At 28.3% G+C, this 16,543-nt stretch carries 13 protein-coding genes; 2 read left to right on the forward strand and 11 right to left on the reverse strand.

The features are described 5' to 3' along the window. Nucleotides 1–8: 8 nt before the first annotated feature. The 8 genes from ACWXVJ_RS00460 to ACWXVJ_RS00495 all read right to left on the reverse strand — a co-directional run bounded on the left by ACWXVJ_RS00460 (nt 9) and on the right by ACWXVJ_RS00495 (nt 11,095). Nucleotides 9–1,562: a hypothetical protein gene (locus tag ACWXVJ_RS00460; protein ID WP_455966023.1), complete on the reverse strand. Its 1,554-nt coding sequence runs from the start codon at nt 1,560–1,562 to the stop codon at nt 9–11. A 12-nt stretch (nt 1,563–1,574) separates the two neighbouring features. After that, entirely contained in the window at nt 1,575–3,122 is a 1,548-nt protein-coding gene (locus tag ACWXVJ_RS00465; RefSeq protein ID WP_455966025.1) for a hypothetical protein, read from the reverse strand. A 5-nt stretch (nt 3,123–3,127) separates the two neighbouring features. Continuing rightward, nucleotides 3,128–4,042, reverse strand: a complete 915-nt coding sequence (locus ACWXVJ_RS00470; RefSeq protein WP_455966027.1) for an NAD(P)/FAD-dependent oxidoreductase — start codon at nt 4,040–4,042, stop codon at nt 3,128–3,130. Nucleotides 4,043–4,077: 35 nt separating this feature from the next. After that, nucleotides 4,078–5,019: a prolipoprotein diacylglyceryl transferase gene (gene lgt / locus ACWXVJ_RS00475; protein WP_455966029.1), complete on the reverse strand. Its 942-nt coding sequence runs from the start codon at nt 5,017–5,019 to the stop codon at nt 4,078–4,080. A gap of 82 nt (nt 5,020–5,101) precedes the next feature. Next, complete coding sequence (gene uvrA / locus ACWXVJ_RS00480; RefSeq protein WP_455966031.1) at nt 5,102–7,939, reverse strand: excinuclease ABC subunit UvrA; 2,838 nt, start codon at nt 7,937–7,939, stop codon at nt 5,102–5,104. A gap of 258 nt (nt 7,940–8,197) precedes the next feature. Continuing rightward, nucleotides 8,198–9,451 (reverse strand): hypothetical protein, encoded by a 1,254-nt coding sequence (locus ACWXVJ_RS00485; protein ID WP_455966033.1) that lies wholly within the window; start codon nt 9,449–9,451, stop codon nt 8,198–8,200. Nucleotide 9,452: 1 nt separating this feature from the next. Further along, nucleotides 9,453–10,349, reverse strand: coding sequence for a Cof-type HAD-IIB family hydrolase (locus tag ACWXVJ_RS00490; protein WP_438340737.1), 897 nt, complete (start codon nt 10,347–10,349; stop codon nt 9,453–9,455). Next, nucleotides 10,349–11,095 carry a hypothetical protein gene (locus ACWXVJ_RS00495; RefSeq protein ID WP_438340736.1) on the reverse strand — a complete coding sequence of 249 codons (747 nt, stop codon included), beginning with the start codon at nt 11,093–11,095 and terminating at the stop codon, nt 10,349–10,351. The genes ACWXVJ_RS00490 and ACWXVJ_RS00495 overlap by 1 nt, the downstream gene beginning before the upstream one ends. Nucleotides 11,096–11,217: 122 nt before the next feature. Here ACWXVJ_RS00495 and ACWXVJ_RS00500 point away from each other — a divergent pair, with 122 nt between their 5' ends. Continuing rightward, nucleotides 11,218–12,612, forward strand: a complete 1,395-nt coding sequence (locus tag ACWXVJ_RS00500) for a DNA recombination protein RmuC (RefSeq protein ID WP_455966035.1) — start codon at nt 11,218–11,220, stop codon at nt 12,610–12,612. Nucleotides 12,613–12,665: 53 nt separating this feature from the next. Here ACWXVJ_RS00500 and tuf read toward each other — a convergent pair whose 3' ends face one another. From tuf to ACWXVJ_RS00515, 3 genes are all read right to left on the reverse strand, one after another. Continuing rightward, nucleotides 12,666–13,859: an elongation factor Tu gene (gene tuf / locus ACWXVJ_RS00505; protein ID WP_438340734.1), complete on the reverse strand. Its 1,194-nt coding sequence runs from the start codon at nt 13,857–13,859 to the stop codon at nt 12,666–12,668. Between the two features lie 317 nt (nt 13,860–14,176). Then, nucleotides 14,177–14,749 (reverse strand): diadenylate cyclase, encoded by a 573-nt coding sequence (locus tag ACWXVJ_RS00510; RefSeq protein WP_438340733.1) that lies wholly within the window; start codon nt 14,747–14,749, stop codon nt 14,177–14,179. An 18-nt stretch (nt 14,750–14,767) separates the two neighbouring features. Next, nucleotides 14,768–15,166, reverse strand: a complete 399-nt coding sequence (locus ACWXVJ_RS00515) for a hypothetical protein (RefSeq protein WP_438340732.1) — start codon at nt 15,164–15,166, stop codon at nt 14,768–14,770. A gap of 127 nt (nt 15,167–15,293) precedes the next feature. Between ACWXVJ_RS00515 and ACWXVJ_RS00520 the strand changes: the two genes are divergently transcribed. Next, the gene (locus ACWXVJ_RS00520) at nt 15,294–16,490 is read left to right on the forward strand and encodes a phosphoglycerate kinase (RefSeq protein WP_438340731.1); all 1,197 of its coding nucleotides are present in this window, start codon (nt 15,294–15,296) and stop codon (nt 16,488–16,490) included. Nucleotides 16,491–16,543 lie beyond the last annotated feature (53 nt).

The raw sequence follows: 16,543 nt of genomic DNA on the forward strand, positions 1-16,543 counted from the left end.
AGAAATATTTATTCAGCCAAATTAATCAATGGTTTATCATATTTAATTGTAAATTTATGCATAAACTTCTTGATTTTTTTTGCAATATTACCTCTAGTATTATTTTTTTCTTGAATCACAAAAATTAATTTTTCGTATTTAGCATCGTATTTAATAGCCATTCATTCTCTTTGCTCAAAATTAAACTTTGCAACATACTTTGTATCACTATCCTTAAAATTTTTTCTAACATCTTCAATTGTGCTAACTTTTAATTGGGCAATTGAATCCTGCATATATAATTTAGTCTCAAAGTCAACAACATTTGATGGATGACAATCATAAACAAATTCACTAATAATCAATTTATTTGATAGGTCCAAATTTTGGTCACATATATCATCATATCTCATTTCTTGAGTTTGATAATAATTTAACATATCAACTAAAATATTAAAAAATAAAAATGCATCATACTTGATTTTTTTATCATTACTAAAATAAACCTGATAATCTTCATTAAAAAACATAAAATCAGGTTTTTCTATATTTTTTGAATCAAATTTTCAACTAAAACCAAGGTTAATTTTATATTTATTAGCTATGTTTGTAATATTCTCCTTCTTACAAAGATTTGATGTAGCAATACTTTTTAGATTTTTAAAGTCATTGTTTGTATTTGTGTAATTATTAATAAAGGATAAATAATTTATCACAAGGTCAGAGATATCAACCAAATCATATTGAATAAAATATTTTTGTTTATTATTTCTTCTATATAAATAGACCTTTTCATAGTCAAACGAAAATTTAAAAATATAATCGACATTTTTAAGCAATGCAAGTTTAAAAATTGAAAATTTCAAATAACTAGGCTTATCAGGCTTAAATGTATCTTTTAAAACTGTATAAGCAATATCATTTTTTCCAAGAATTTTCTTAACAAATGAATCTTGTAGCGCGCTAGAAATTACACCTATTTTGAGAATATGATTAGCGTTTTTAGTAAAGTTTTTACTTAAAAGAAAATCAGTGTATTCCTTTAATATTTTCCTAAAATTTAAATTACGCATTTGCGTATTGCTATCCTTAACTAAGTCTATTGATACTTTTGTATATTCGTCTAGAATATATTCAATTATTTTATGATTTAATGGTTCATTATTCTTACCATATAACGAAATAGCAAAATTATTATTATCATATTTATGAAGATATATGATAACCACAAAAGCTTCGCTAACACTGTTTGTAAATGAACAAAATGCTCTACTAACAGGTTCATTTTTCTCATAACCATATGAGTCTATATGATCACCATTGATTTTATCAATTAATTCATTTTCAAAAAAAGCTAAAAATTTATGGCTGCCATCATTTGCAATTAAAATTGATTTTTTATCCTTGCTAACATTAGATAAAACATTCTTAATAGCAAATCCTAATAATTTAATAGTAACCTCATTAAAGTTATCATATCCTGCCTTAATTTTAGCAATAATGTGATTGTTTCTACTAACGAAATTGCTATTTATTTTATTATTTGTAGATTCATAGAAATTAGGAAATAATTTCAGCTTCATATTTTTTATCCTTTATTTTATAAGTTCTTCTAGCTTAACAAGAAATTCATCTATTGCTTGTTTTGGTGATATATCCCTTCTTATTTTTTCAATAAGGTTATTCTCAACTAATATTTTAATATATTCCCTAAATTTAGATTCTTTTATATCGATGAGATCACTAAAGGGGATCAGGTCATTATCAAAGATATTTTTTAAAACTAAATCATTCGCAATATTTGAATAGTTGTGTTTTTTTATCTCATTTTTAAAATTTTTTGTGGGAAAAATATAATCAAGTTGATAGCTTAAATATTCAATTGGCGTTAAATAAAGAGGCCTCCCATCAACAATTTGCTCATGCCTATTATTTTGATTATACATTCAATCTAAAAAAAGATTTATGACCTCATTTTTCGCGCCTACAGCCGATTTTATTGCAGAGAGAAATAAACCTTGGATAAAAAATGAGCCTTTTTTATCTTCTTTAGTTTTACGATGAGGCACATCTAAAATCAAAAAATCATCCTGATGATTTAAGAAATATTTTAGATTATACTTATATGCTCTAGTTGTTATGAACGTAAAAAGTTGGTCTTGTAGCCCTTCAATAGTTATTTTTTTTGTAACATCAATATCAATTTTTTTTGACTTTAGGGCAGTATAGAAGTTTATAAGAGTTTCTCTAAATTCCTCATACTCATTCCTATTTATTTTAAAAATATTGGCATAATCTATTTTAAAATCTTGATTGTATTTAAGAAAATAATTATTAAAGTCAGATCCAGCTTTTTTAAATAAGGTCTCAAAAATATAATTTTCGATATGCTTAACAAATAAAATACTTGTATTATCCTCATTAATTTCCATTTTTTTTATAAGATCAACAAACTCATTAAACATATCATCATAGCAAAGTATTTTATTACTTAAATAATTAATTAATTCCTCATTTTTTTTATCTGCACTAGTTGGTATAAAACTTCTTATTATATTAATAATTTTAAAATTTTTGAATCTAGCTAAAAAAGGCTCTGATGATTCTTTGATTTTGTCATAAATTGAATAAAAATAATTAATTAATAATCTCTTATTGACAATAAGCATCTCTGAACTAATGCCAACAGGTAGGCTAAAAATTTCATTTCGATTATCAAAACCAAGACGATTATTATAATCTAAAATCTTTTTCTCAATATTACTCTTTTTTGCAATATCGGTTAGTTCAACTAATCGGTTATTATAATGAATAGCCGAAACAATAGAAGGGTAGGAAAGAATTAAGGAAGGTGTTCTACTATCTTTGATATTTAGCTCTAAAATAACTTTATTATTAATGTTTTTTTTGTCAAATGAGTTGCGAATTCTAATTTTGTGATTAGCATATTTTGAATCAAGAGTATCATTGAATTTATTAACTAACTCTACAATAGCGGCAAATGCTTTTTTTTCATGGGTTTCTACAAACGGAACCATTAAATTAACATTATCATCTTCGCTGACTTGACAAGAATTACAAAAAGCCACGCTAAGTGGCGAAAAAATCGTAGGAATAATTTTAAAAATTGTTTTCTTTGACATACTTATTATTTGATAATACGTGAGGAAATAACTCTTGCCGCAATAGTGCCGTCATTAGTTGCAGTTGTAATTTGTCTGATATCCTTAGCTACAACATCACCGACAGCAAAGATATTTTTGAATTGTGTCTCCATATTTTTATCAACTATTATAAAACCACGCTCATCTAACATTTCTTTGTTAGAAATAAACGATGTCGCAGCCTTAAAACCAATATAAGGAAAAACCGCCTTAATATTCATTTCTTGAATATTTCCATCAATTTTGACAATAATACTTTCTAATTTATCTTCACCTTGAAGTTTTAATATTTCAGAGTTATAATGAATATAAATATTTGCATGCTTTTTTGCATCGTTAATAATTTTTGCTTCAGCTCTAACTATGTCTCTTACAAAAATGTGCACCTCTGATGCGGTTGCTGCTAAAAAAGTCGATTCTTCAAATGCTGAGTTTCCACCACCAATAATTGCACATGGTTCATTTTTATATAAGGCGCCATCACATACAGCACAATAAGAAACTCCACGTCCCCTAAATTTTTCAATATTTTCAATTGATATTGGTACTAAATTAGTCATTCCACTAGCAATAACAACAACTTGTGCATAATACTCATCGCCGTTTTCTAAAATAACTATTTTTTCATTATCGCTAATGTTCCTAATTTCTACAACTTTTCCATAAATATATTTGGCTCCATTTTTTCTTGCTTGATTTAACATACTTGTTGCTAATTCAAAACCACTTATAAAATCAAAACCAGGATAGTTTTCAATCTTAGATTGTTGAGCGATTTTACCGCCGGGAACAGATGATTCAATAAAAGCTACATTATACTCATTTCTAGATAAATATAAAGCTGCTGTTAAACCAGCTGGACCTGCACCAATAATTAAAACATCAAATACTTTTTTCATTTTTCTCCTTTTTTAAAAAAATAAACATTAGTTTTTTAGGCTAACGTTATTTTTTGATCCTCTGCTTCTTTACGACTTAATAGATCTCTTCTTAATAGACCTTTGTTGTCATTTTTAGGTTCATAAACAATAAAGTAGAATATTTTATGAGTTCATTCTTTCTTATATTTATACACCTTATAAACATTAAAGTTTAGCTTAATTACAAATTCGAATAGAATTAATAAAACCGTACCAACGACCATATATAAAGCTGAAATTACCTTATAGATACCATAATTATCTTGACGTAATGGTTCCATTCCGAAACGTAGAATTCCATAAAAAATAATATATAATGCCCCAGTGGTTCCGGGTCTTAATCAGTTGTAATTGTTTAAAATTCAAACAAGCAAGATATAAGCAAATAAGTTAGCAATTGATTCATATAGGAATAATGGAAGACGATAGTGTCCATTAATAAACATATGGTCTCTAATCAACTTAGGTAATATCTTAAATGCAAACGATGTTTCAGACATAATTTGTCCATAAACTTCATGATTAGCAAAGTTTCCTCAACGACCGATAGCTTGACCAATAAAAACGGCAGGTAAAATAATAGAAAATGCTTTTCTTAAATTTATCCTCTTTGGATTTTTTGAAAATACAATGTATAATACACAACAAATTGTAGCAGTAATAACCCCACCATGAATAGATAAACCTCCTTGCCATACATAAAATATTGTATATCAAGGCCCATTTGGTCATCCTCTATGTTCGATTAGTTGTTGAACGACAAAGATAAATCTCGCACCAACAATAGCGGTAGGCAAAGCAATAAAAATTAGAATTGCTAATTGCTCAAAGGAATATTTTTCTCTTCTTCAGAAATAAGCAACTGTCAGTATTGCACATATCATACCTAACATTAAAGTTAAAGAATATACGTGAAAAGGGCCAACTTGAAGACTAACGCCTGCATAATCCTTCATACTTTCTCCCTTCATAATAAAAAATAATAAAGAATTACTTATATATAATTTATATAAAATTATATTTTAATTTAATAAATTTTTATGATGATTTTAATATCTTACTTAAATACTGACCAGTATATGAGTAGCTAACATCAGCAACTTGTTCAGGTGTTCCGGTTGCAACGATATTGCCTCCATACTTACCTCCATCAGGGCCCAAATCAATAATATAGTCGGCACTCTTAATTACATCGAGGTTATGTTCAATAACTATAACTGTATCGCCATTATCGACAATTCTATTCAAAACATTCAATAAATTTTGTACGTCATAAGAATGAAGGCCAGTTGTTGGTTCATCTAAAATATATAACGATTTACCAGTAGGTTTCTTTTGCAAATAAGTTGCTAATTTAACTCGTTGTGCTTCGCCACCAGATAATGTTGTTGCATTTTGTCCGAGTTTTATGTATCCTAAACCCACATCAATTAATGTTTGCAATTGATCTCTAATTTTAGATTTTTGAATAAAGAATGTATATGCTTTTTCGATAGTCATATTTAACACATCATTTATTGACTTTCCATGATATTTTACTTCAAGAGTTTCATAATTATATCTTTGACCATCACAGTGATCACATGTCACATATACATCAGGTAAAAAATGCATTTCAATTTTAATAACTCCATCACCCTCGCATTTATCACATCTACCTCCGGGTATATTAAATGAAAATCTTGATTTAGTAAATCCCCTAATTTTTGATTCTTCTAAATTAGCAAATATTTCTCTAATATCATCAAATACACCAGTATATGTAGCAGGATTAGATCTTGGTGTTCTCCCAATTGCACTTTGATCAATTTTAATTAACTTATCAACTTCTAAAAATCCATTAATTTTTTCGTTTTTAACAAGGCTATAATAAGCCTTTCTATTCATCGCGTTTTCCAATTCCTTAACCAATTCTTGATTAATTAAGGAAGATTTACCAGACCCAGAAACACCAGTAATTGCAATAAATTTACCTAACGGAAATTTTAGCGTTATATTTTTTAGATTATTAGCAGTAGCTTTTTTTAATGTTAATACTTTACCATTACCAGAACGCCTTGATTTTGGCACCTTAATTTCAAGTTTTTTTGCAAGATATTGGCCAGTAATGCTCTCATTTGTACTCATTATTTTTTGAATATTGCCACTAGCAACAATTTCTCCACCGTGTTCACCGGCTTTTGGACCAATATCAACTATAAAATCAGCATGTCTTATTGTATCTTCGTCATGTTCAACAACAATCAAGGAATTACCTAAATTAACCATTTTTTGCAATGAATTCAGTAATTTTTCATTATCTTTTTGGTGCAAACCAATTGAGGGTTCATCCAAAACATATAAGACACCTGTTAAATTAGCACCAATCTGTGTTGCTAACCTAATTCTTTGAGCTTCACCGCCAGAAAGCGTTTCTGCTTTTCTATTCAAGGTTAAATATTGTAATCCAACATTGATAAGAAAATCTATTCTATGGTTTATCTCTTGCAAAATAAGATTAGTTATTTCTTTTTCAAGGTCAGTCATTATTATATTATTAATAAATTCTTTAAGTTCTTCAATGGACATATTGCATAATTCATATATATCCAAACCATTAATTTTAGTAGCAAGGGCAAATTTATTCAATCTTTTTCCGTAGCATTCATCACATTGAGTATCAGACAAATAACGAGAATAATACATTCGCATTTCATTTGATGAAGTATCAAGGTATTTACGCTCAATTTTTTCACAAACACCTTCAATCCTTTTGTTACGTTCATATTTAATTCCATTTTCAGAAATAATAGTATAGGAAATTTCCTCCATCGAGCCATATTTTAAAATATTTATATGTTCCTTAGATAAATCACCTATTGGCACGTCTTTTGGAATACCATAGTATCCTAACATTCTATCAAATTCCTGCCACTCAAGATTGCGAGAATTAATAATATTTTTATAAATTAATATTGCACCTTCATTTATTGACATTGTTTTATCTGGACATATTAAATCTCATGATGCTTTTTGCAAGACACCAAGTCCCTTGCATTTATAACACATTCCATTTGGTGAGTTAAATGAAAAAAGTCGTGGTTCAATTTTTGGCATATTAAAATCGCCGTATTTACAGCTATGTGTTGTTGAATATGTGTTTGTTTGTCCTCCAACAACTTCAATAGTCACCAATCCATTAGAATAAGATAAAGCAATCTCGACAGCCTCAGCAACACGTGACATTGTTTCTTTATCATTTGATAAACTAAAGCGGTCAATGATTAAGTCGATGTTTCACCTTTTATTCTTATCCAAAATTGGGTCTTTTTCTAGTTCCAAAATAGTACCATTAGCTTTTATTCTGAGAAAACCGTCCTTTTTTAGTTTTGCTAACGTGGTAGCAAAAGAGCCCTTTTGATTATTAATTATTGGAGATAATATAAATATTTTAGAGCCCTCATTTTGCGACAAAACATAATTAATAATATCTCGGCTTTTTTGCGCTGTAATTTCAATTTTATGATTTGGACAATAAGGTTTTGCTATTCTTGCGTATAACAATCTCAAAAAATCATAAATTTCCGTTACTGTGCCAACAATACTACGAGGATTATTGTGGACCGTTTTTTGCTCAATAGAAATGGCAGGGCTCAATCCTTCAATACTATCCACATCAGGTTTTTTTGTTCCACCTAAAAATTGTTTAGCATAATTTGATAAGCTATCAACATACCTTCTTCTCCCCTCTTCATAGATGGTGTTGAATGCTAGCGAACTCTTTCCAGACCCTGAAAGCCCGGTGAAAACGACAAATTTATTTCTTGGTATTTCAAGATTAACATTTTTTAAATTATTTTCTCTTGCATTTTTAATAATAATATTATTATGTTTCATAATATAGAATTATATTAATAAATTAGTGTTTTTAAATAGTAAATAAAAAATTAAAAAATGAATATCTATAATAAAATACGATATTCATGATTGATTGTTTGATTTCTAATTATTTAATAATGAATGTTTACCATTTTAAATTAAGAATATTTATTATCATATTTAAAAAAATAGACCATTTTTAGCTTAATTAAGCCCATTTTTTTATATTTCTATAATACAAGCAAATAATGAAAATAATATATTATAAGAACTAACCTAATTTATTTCATCTTCATCTACTGTTTCTTGTTCTTGCTCTCTTGTTTTTTCTCTTCCTGACTTCTTTTCTCTATATATTTCAAGCACAGTTCTTATAAATGACTCATCTTCAAAGTCCGTAATGTTCATTGCGGGCACACCAGGAACAAAAGTTCCTTGTTTAACCTGAGCAACAAATTCCTTCAATGTTTGAACGATTTCTGCTTCATCAATTCCCATATCAATTAAAGGTTCAACGAAACTTTCTATAAATGCGTATCTCAAATCATCACGAGTTTGAATTTTTGAAGTATCAAAAGGCAAGTCTAAATCACCATTCTTAACTTTTTCAATCATTTCTTTCTCAGATTTTGCATATTTTTCAGGATTACTTAGAATTTCTTGAATTTTCTTTACATCATTATGTTCAGATTCTGATAATTCTTTCGAACCAAAAAAATTACCTATTGAACCCATATTAAGCAACTCATGGTCATTTAAACTAGGGGCAATGTATTCGAAGTATGACTGATATATTTTGTCTTTACTTCTTCATTCAAAAATTGATGAAATTTCTTTAGATATGGTTGAAAGTTCTAATCTTGAAAGAAGACCAAAATCAAAAAATTCTGTCGTAGCTGAAACTTCCCCAAAAGAAGGAACAAGAGAATTATGGAAAGCATATACGTAATTATTATCATATAAAGATTTTGCTAGTTGCATACCAAAAACGCTTGTGTTTTTACTATTTTCGACCCTATTTGTTTTATTAAATTTTAATGAATGTTTTAATACCGCATCTGTGTTTTGCTTTAGCATAGCGCTAAATCTTTCGGCCAATGATACTCCAGCGTATTTAATACCCTTCTTAAGAGTAAATTCAAACGAAACAACCGAAAAATCAGATAATATTGCTGTAAAATAATTTGATTTCTTATCAAGATATTCTATTTTTTTGAATAAAAAGTCATCAACATTGGCAATCAAGCCTTTTTGAGCTCTTGTTTCAAAAGTTATTTCTCTGAGTTCTTTCTCATCGAATTCACTTGTATCAAAGATTGGATAATATGGATTCTTATTATATCCATAGAAAGATAGAATTAATCTACCCAATTCCTCAAATGTTAAATTATCAGATATAATTAGTTCTAACGGCTGATCTTCGCCCAAAAAGTCAACTAGTTTAACATTAGTTTCATTAAAAAAAGGAGATAATTTATTAATATTATTAACCTTTAAAATATAATTTTGTCCAATTCTTGTTACCTTCATCTTACTTCTCCTTTATAAATTCATGAAACATATATTTTCTTGTAATATTCTTTAATCGATATAAATAGTCCAAAATAGCTTCCCCTAACCCATTTTGTGCTACATCACTTGTAAAAAGTTTAGCAGTTTTTAATACTTCATTAGATGAATTATCCATTGCATATGAATAATCAGTAAGTTTTAACATCGGGGTATCATTATTACTATCTCCGATAGTCATAACTTCTTTTAGCATTACTTCTTCATTGCTATAAATATTTTCAACCATTCATCTAACGGCACTTCCTTTATTAACTCCTAACGAATTAATTTCTATATTGCAATGGGTCACAATAATTTCCATTTTATCTTTTAGGTGTTTGATACTATCATATATTTTTTCATATAGTGTTGTTGATGGCTGATCGTCAATGGCATACAACTCAATTTTAATAGGTTTTATAAACTCACCTTTTCACAATTTAGGTATCATTTTCTTATTTTTGTCACTAACAAAATGATAATTTATAACCTCGTCAATTATAATCTTTTCATCTTTTAGATAAAAATAATTTTTGTCATCTCAAAAAATAACTTGTAAATTTAACTCATTTGCAATTTTAATTACTTCTTCTAAATAAGAGAATTCAATATTTCAACTCTTAATAATCTCTGCTTTTTTCACGTCATATATTTCAGCACCAGATGAACAAAGAAGATATCTCACATTTAGTCTTTTAGCTAAATTTAACATGCGCTCTTGCACCGGATTTCCGGTGCATATGTTAAAATCAGCACCATTATCAATAGCAAACCTAATATCATATTCGGTATCTGGTCTTAAATCAAAATTTCGATACAGCGTACCATCTACATCGCTAAAAATAACAGGTTTTTTGTTATTAATTATTGCATACATTATTTAGCTCTTCCTTTCTTAGCTTTAAAAGCTATTTTCTTGCGCTTAACCAATATTGCTATTATTATATATAAAAATAATGCACTAAAGCTAATTGTGGGGACAACATATCCAACAATTTTCCACTTTTTATTGCTATCATTATTTTTATCATATTCTCTATTATAAAACCAATGGCCATATAGAACAATCTTGTTGCTACTAATATTTTTTAATTCCTCAATTTTCTTGGCTTCTTTTAAATATTTTTTCTTTGTTAACCAAGTTCAAACTAATATGGCTGCTTCAGGCAAGGGGAGTTTTTGACTTCTCAAAATTACTATCAATTTTTCATCATCATTTTTTGTTTTATTATAGTTATCAACAAGATCAATAAAATCCTTAGAAATATATTTTTTAGCAGTTATATTATTATCCAACGCTTGTGACTCTTTTGATGTTAAATCAGAACTTTTACCATTTATTTCTATTTTATCCAAGGCGTTTAACCCTTTTTCACTACCCCACTCAAAGAATGATTCATAAGTATAATCCTTATAAGAAATATTTTCATCTTTTACTTTTTTAGCCAAAAGAAAATCATCTCAATTAAGCTTTTCATATTTTTGTTTAATAGCACTAAATTCAAGACTTTTATCTTCTTCAACTTGATTTTTATTTTTACATGAAACAACTAATGGTGCAGTTGCAAAAACAGGTAATGTAACTAATGATGATAGAAATATTTTTTTTTGCATTTTCTTCATAATTACAATAAATTTTATAATAATTAAGGCTATTTTTTGAATATTTGAAATAACCAAAAAATATTACATTATTTATGTTTAAATTATTAATAGCATTATTCTAAAAATAAGGAGGTAAAAATATGAATAATCTTTTAATTGCCTTGATTGTAATTAGTGCATTAGCACTAATAGGAATAGTTTCCACATTATCTTATTTAATCACACAAAGATTAAGAGCTGAAAAGGCAAAAACAAAAACTGAGGAAATTATAAAAAATGAAATCCAAAACCATCTAAATGAAATTAATAACCATATTGAAATAAAATTAGATAAGTTAGAACTAAATCAAAAAGGTTTTTTAACTGAAATCATTGGTGATAAAATAAATAATTTAAAAAATGAATTAAACAAAACAATAAATGAATTTGGAAAGTCTTATAATGAAATAATCAACAATAATTTGGTTCGAATAGCTAGTGTTATAAAAGAAAGTAATAAGGTTCAAAATGAAGATCTAAATAAATTATCAAATGTTTTAAGAGAAAATGTTAATACAAGACTTGAAGATATAACTAAAAGAAATCGTGAGTGATTTGAAGAAATTAAAACAAAAATAGATAAACACTTTGAAGATAAATTAACAAAACAAATCAATGAACATTTTAATAATATCAAGAGCTCGATGGATGAAATGAACAAAGGCATGACTGAATTTAGCACTATTCAAAAAAGTGTTATTGATCTTAACAAAGCTTTTTCAAACAATAAAACTGTAGGAAATTTTGGTGAATTCTCATTAAGACAAATTTTAGAAAACCATTTTCCGTCACTTAAAAATAATCTCTGATTTGAACAATATAAAATTGATCCAAAAAGTGATGAAAAAGTAGATTTTGTTATTAGGTCAAAAAATATTATTGATGGCAAAGAACAAGAAATCATTATCCCGATTGATAGTAAATTTCCTTTAGATACATGAAATAAATATATTGATAAGGAAAATGAAGTAGATAAAAAGGATGCTCTTAAAAAATTAAGAGATAAACTTAAAGAAATGGCTAAAAGTATTAGAGATAAATATATCAAGCCATATCATAATACTACACCTTTTGCCATATTATTTCTGCCATCTGAGAGCATACACCTAACATTAATTCAAGACAATAACTTTATACCTGCAATATTCAATGATTATAAAATATTAATAATAGGCCCAAGTTTTATGATGGCTTTTATATATAGTTACTCTGTTCAAAACCAAAATTATAGAGTTGCAAAAGATATTGAAAAAATTAAAGATTTATTTATCGAAATTCAAAATAAATACAATGCTGTTAATAACAATATTATTGATGGTTTAGATTCTATTGGACAAGCATCTAAAAAGATTGGAAAAGCATATAAATATACAAACGAAGTCATTAATAAAATTAGCAAAAACTCTAATGAATTAGGCATTCCTGCCCCCGTTATAAAGGAAACCACTGAAAAGAAGAAAAATAAAATAAATGCCCTAATTTCTGATGACATTTAAAAAAATAAAAAAATATGTTGCACATATTGTGCAGCATATTTTTCAAACTAAAATTATTTTGTAATCTTTGTTACAGTTCCGGCACCAACAGTTCTACCACCTTCACGGATTGAGAATCTTGTTCCTTCTTCAACAGCAATAGGTGCAATTAAAGTAACTTTTAATTCAACTGTATCCCCTGGCATAACCATTTCACGTTGTCCGATGAATGCAATTCCACCTGTAACGTCTGTTGTACGGAAGTAGAATTGTGGTTTATAGTTTTGGAAGAAAGGTGTGTGACGTCCACCTTCTTCTTTTTTAAGAACATAAACTGTAGCTTCAAATTCTGTGTGAGGAACGATTGTTTTAGGTTTTGCTAAAACTTGTCCACGTTCAATTTCTGATCTATCAATACCACGTAGTAATAAACCAGCATTATCCCCAGCTTGAGCTTCTTTTAGGTTCTTTCTAAACATTTCGATACCGGTAACAACTGTTTTCTTAGTTGGCTTTAATCCAACAATTTCAACTTCTTCGTTAAGTGATAAAACACCACGTTCAACTCTACCAGTTGCAACTGTTCCACGTCCTGTAATTGTGAAAACGTCTTCAATAGCCATTAAGAATGGTTTTTCTGTTTCACGTTTTGGTTCTTCAATGTATGTATCAACAGCATCCATTAAGTCCATAATTTGTTGCTCATAAGCGGCGTCGCCTTGTAATGCTTTAAGAGCTGAACCGGCAATAACAGGTGTATTGTCTCCATCGAAACCATATTCGTTTAGCAATCCACGGATATCCATTTCAACTAAACCAATCATTTCTTCTCTTTCATCATCACTAAACATATCAATTTTGTTTAGGAAAACAACAATTTTAGGAACACCAACTTGTTTTGCCAATAAAATGTGTTCACGTGTTTGAGGCATAGGACCATCAGTAGCAGCAACTACTAATATTGCACCATCCATTTGAGCGGCACCTGTAATCATATTTTTAACATAGTCAGCGTGACCTGGACAGTCAACGTGTGCATAGTGACGCTTTTCTGTTTGGTATTCGATGTGTGAGGTGTTAATTGTAATACCACGTGCTTTTTCTTCTGGGGCATTATCGATTGAAGCGTAATCTCTAGCTTCTGATAAACCTTTTTTAGATAAAACTGTTGCTATCGCAGCTGTTAATGTTGTTTTACCATGGTCAACGTGACCGATTGTTCCAACGTTAACGTGAGCTTTTGAACGGTCAAAATCTACTTTTGCCATTTTCTTTCCTTTCGAGTTAACTATATAAATTTTTAATTTTTTTATAGATATTAAAATCTTTAAGATTAAACGCGTTTAACCACCTAAGCATAGCCTTTCATCTATGTCCTGTCCAAATTAAGGCGTTTAACATTGATTTTTAAAGTAAATAAGTAATGAAATAATTTTAACAAAAATAAAAATTTTTAAATTTTTTTTAAACTTTTATTATAAAAACTTTAAAAAAGTAATATAAATTTTTCAATTTAATTTAAGTCGTTTTTTCATTTTTAATTATCAAAAAATCACAAAATATAATAATACTAAATTAATAGCTATTAATTAGAATCTCTTAAAATTCTACCTAAAACTATTTGCAATTGTTCTAAAGGAACAGACTGTAGTACGCCATTTTCAGCAAGCGTTATACCACCGTTTTCTTCGCTAACAATTAATGTTGAAGCATCACTCATTTCAGAAATTCCCATTCCGGCGCGATGTCTTGCACCATATTTATTATCAATTGACTTCTTAGTTATTTTATAAAATGTAGCAACATAGTAAATTTTATTATTTCTTATAATAACCGCGCCATCATGTAAGGGGCTATGTTTATTAAAAATAGAAATTAAGATCGAGGAAGAAATATTCGCATCCAAAATAATTCCATCTGTTCTTAGTGGGTCTAAATTATCATTATTTTCAATTGTTATAATTGCACCAGTTTTTGTTGCCGAAAGTTTCTCTAGTGCTTCTCTCAATTGATAAATTATTCTAATTTTAGTTGAGCTTCCAAGGCTCTTTTTAATAGACTTATTTTTCTTCTTAGCATTTACAATGTTAATAATATAATTAACTGATAAAACAACCGAAATAAAGATTACAAAAAATAAAATAATATATTCAACCATTAAAAACCTCATCTAATTTTATGAATTACCATTTGCTAATTTAATAATTATTATCAAGACAATGATTTGAATAATTATTACAAAAATAATTGCCAAAATTCTTCTTAGTTTACTAATTGGTTTTGCTTGTGTTGCCTGTGGAGAATCAGATCATCTATCGAACTCAATATATGTTTGATACTTCATTTGCAATTGTGTTTGTCTATTCTGGGCTTGCTTAATTATTTCCTTATTTCTTTCATCCATAATATTCATAAATCTCATCTTTTGAAAATAATTAAAAATTTCCATCTCAGAATAATCCTTAAAAAATTTAGCATTCTTCTTATATGACTGAAATTCAGTAATGATTCTTGAGATATTATCGCTCTCAGGATCATAATTCAGGGTTCTTGTATCTTTTTGTTTTTGAGCCATCTTTCTCCTAACAATCAATAAATCATCATTTTAATATGTTTGATTATTAATTAAGATTATTTTATTATAATTACACATATATTAATAAAAATTTTATATTAAATTACTAAAAAATATAGGAGATAAAATGAAAAAAACAATCAAGGATATTGAACTTAAAGGAAAAAAAGTAATTCTAAGAGTTGATTTTAATGTCCCTGTTTCTAACGGAATGGTTATGGACACAAAAAGAATCGATGCAGCATTGCCAACAATCAAGTACATTTTAGACCATGGCGCATCACTAATTATGCTTTCACATTTAGGAAGAATAAAAGCTCCTGAAGACAAATTAAATAAATCGTTAAAGGTTGTTGTAGAAAAGTTTTCTGAAATTCTAGGCAAAAAAGTGGACTTTATTCCTGAAACTAGAGGTGAAGAAGTTAAAAAGGCAGCTTCAAACCTAAAACCAGGAGAAATTATTTTCTTAGAAAACACTCGTTTTGAGGATTTAAATGATAAGGCTGAGTCGGGAAACAATGAAGAATTAGCAAAATATTGAGCTAGCCTAGGAGATGTTTATGTTAATGATGCCTTTGGTGCTTCACATCGTGCTCATGCTTCAACGGCAGGTATTGCAAAATTCATCAAGGAATCAGCACTTGGTTTATTAATGAACAATGAAGTTTTACACTTATCTAAAATATTAGATGGATTCGAAAGACCATATGTTGCTATTATTGGAGGAGCAAAAGTTAGTGACAAAATCAAGGTACTTGAAAAATTATTCAATGTTGCTGATAAAGTTCTAGTTGTTGGTGGAATGGCATATACCTTCCAAAAAGCGTTGGGTCACAAAGTGGGAACATCAATTTGTGAAGATGACAAAGTAGAAATGGCAAAACAATATTTAATTGAATATAAGGACAAAATTGTTTTACCAATTGACAATGCTTACACTGATGAATTCGCTGATAAAACTCCTTTATTTACAACAAAAGATAATATCAACATTCCTGATGGATATATGGGATTAGATATTGGCCCACAATCAGTTGAGCTATTTAACGAAATTATCGCTTCCGCAAAAACAATATTTTGAAACGGACCTGCGGGAGTAACTGAATTCAAAAACTTTGAAAATGGAACAAAAGGTATTGCTATAGCTATTGCAAATAATGAAAGAGCTTACTCTGTTGTCGGTGGCGGTGATTCAGTAACTGCTATTAACAAACTAGGATACCAATCAAAATTCAGTTTTATTTCAACCGGTGGCGGAGCTTCTATCGAATTCATTCAAGGTAATAAAATGCCCGGTTTTGAAGCAATTCAAGATAAAGAGTAATAGTTTAATATAAATTAAAAGAGAGTTCATTTTTCAATGGACTTTTTTGTTTA

The organism is Mycoplasma sp. 773 (assembly GCF_053851515.1).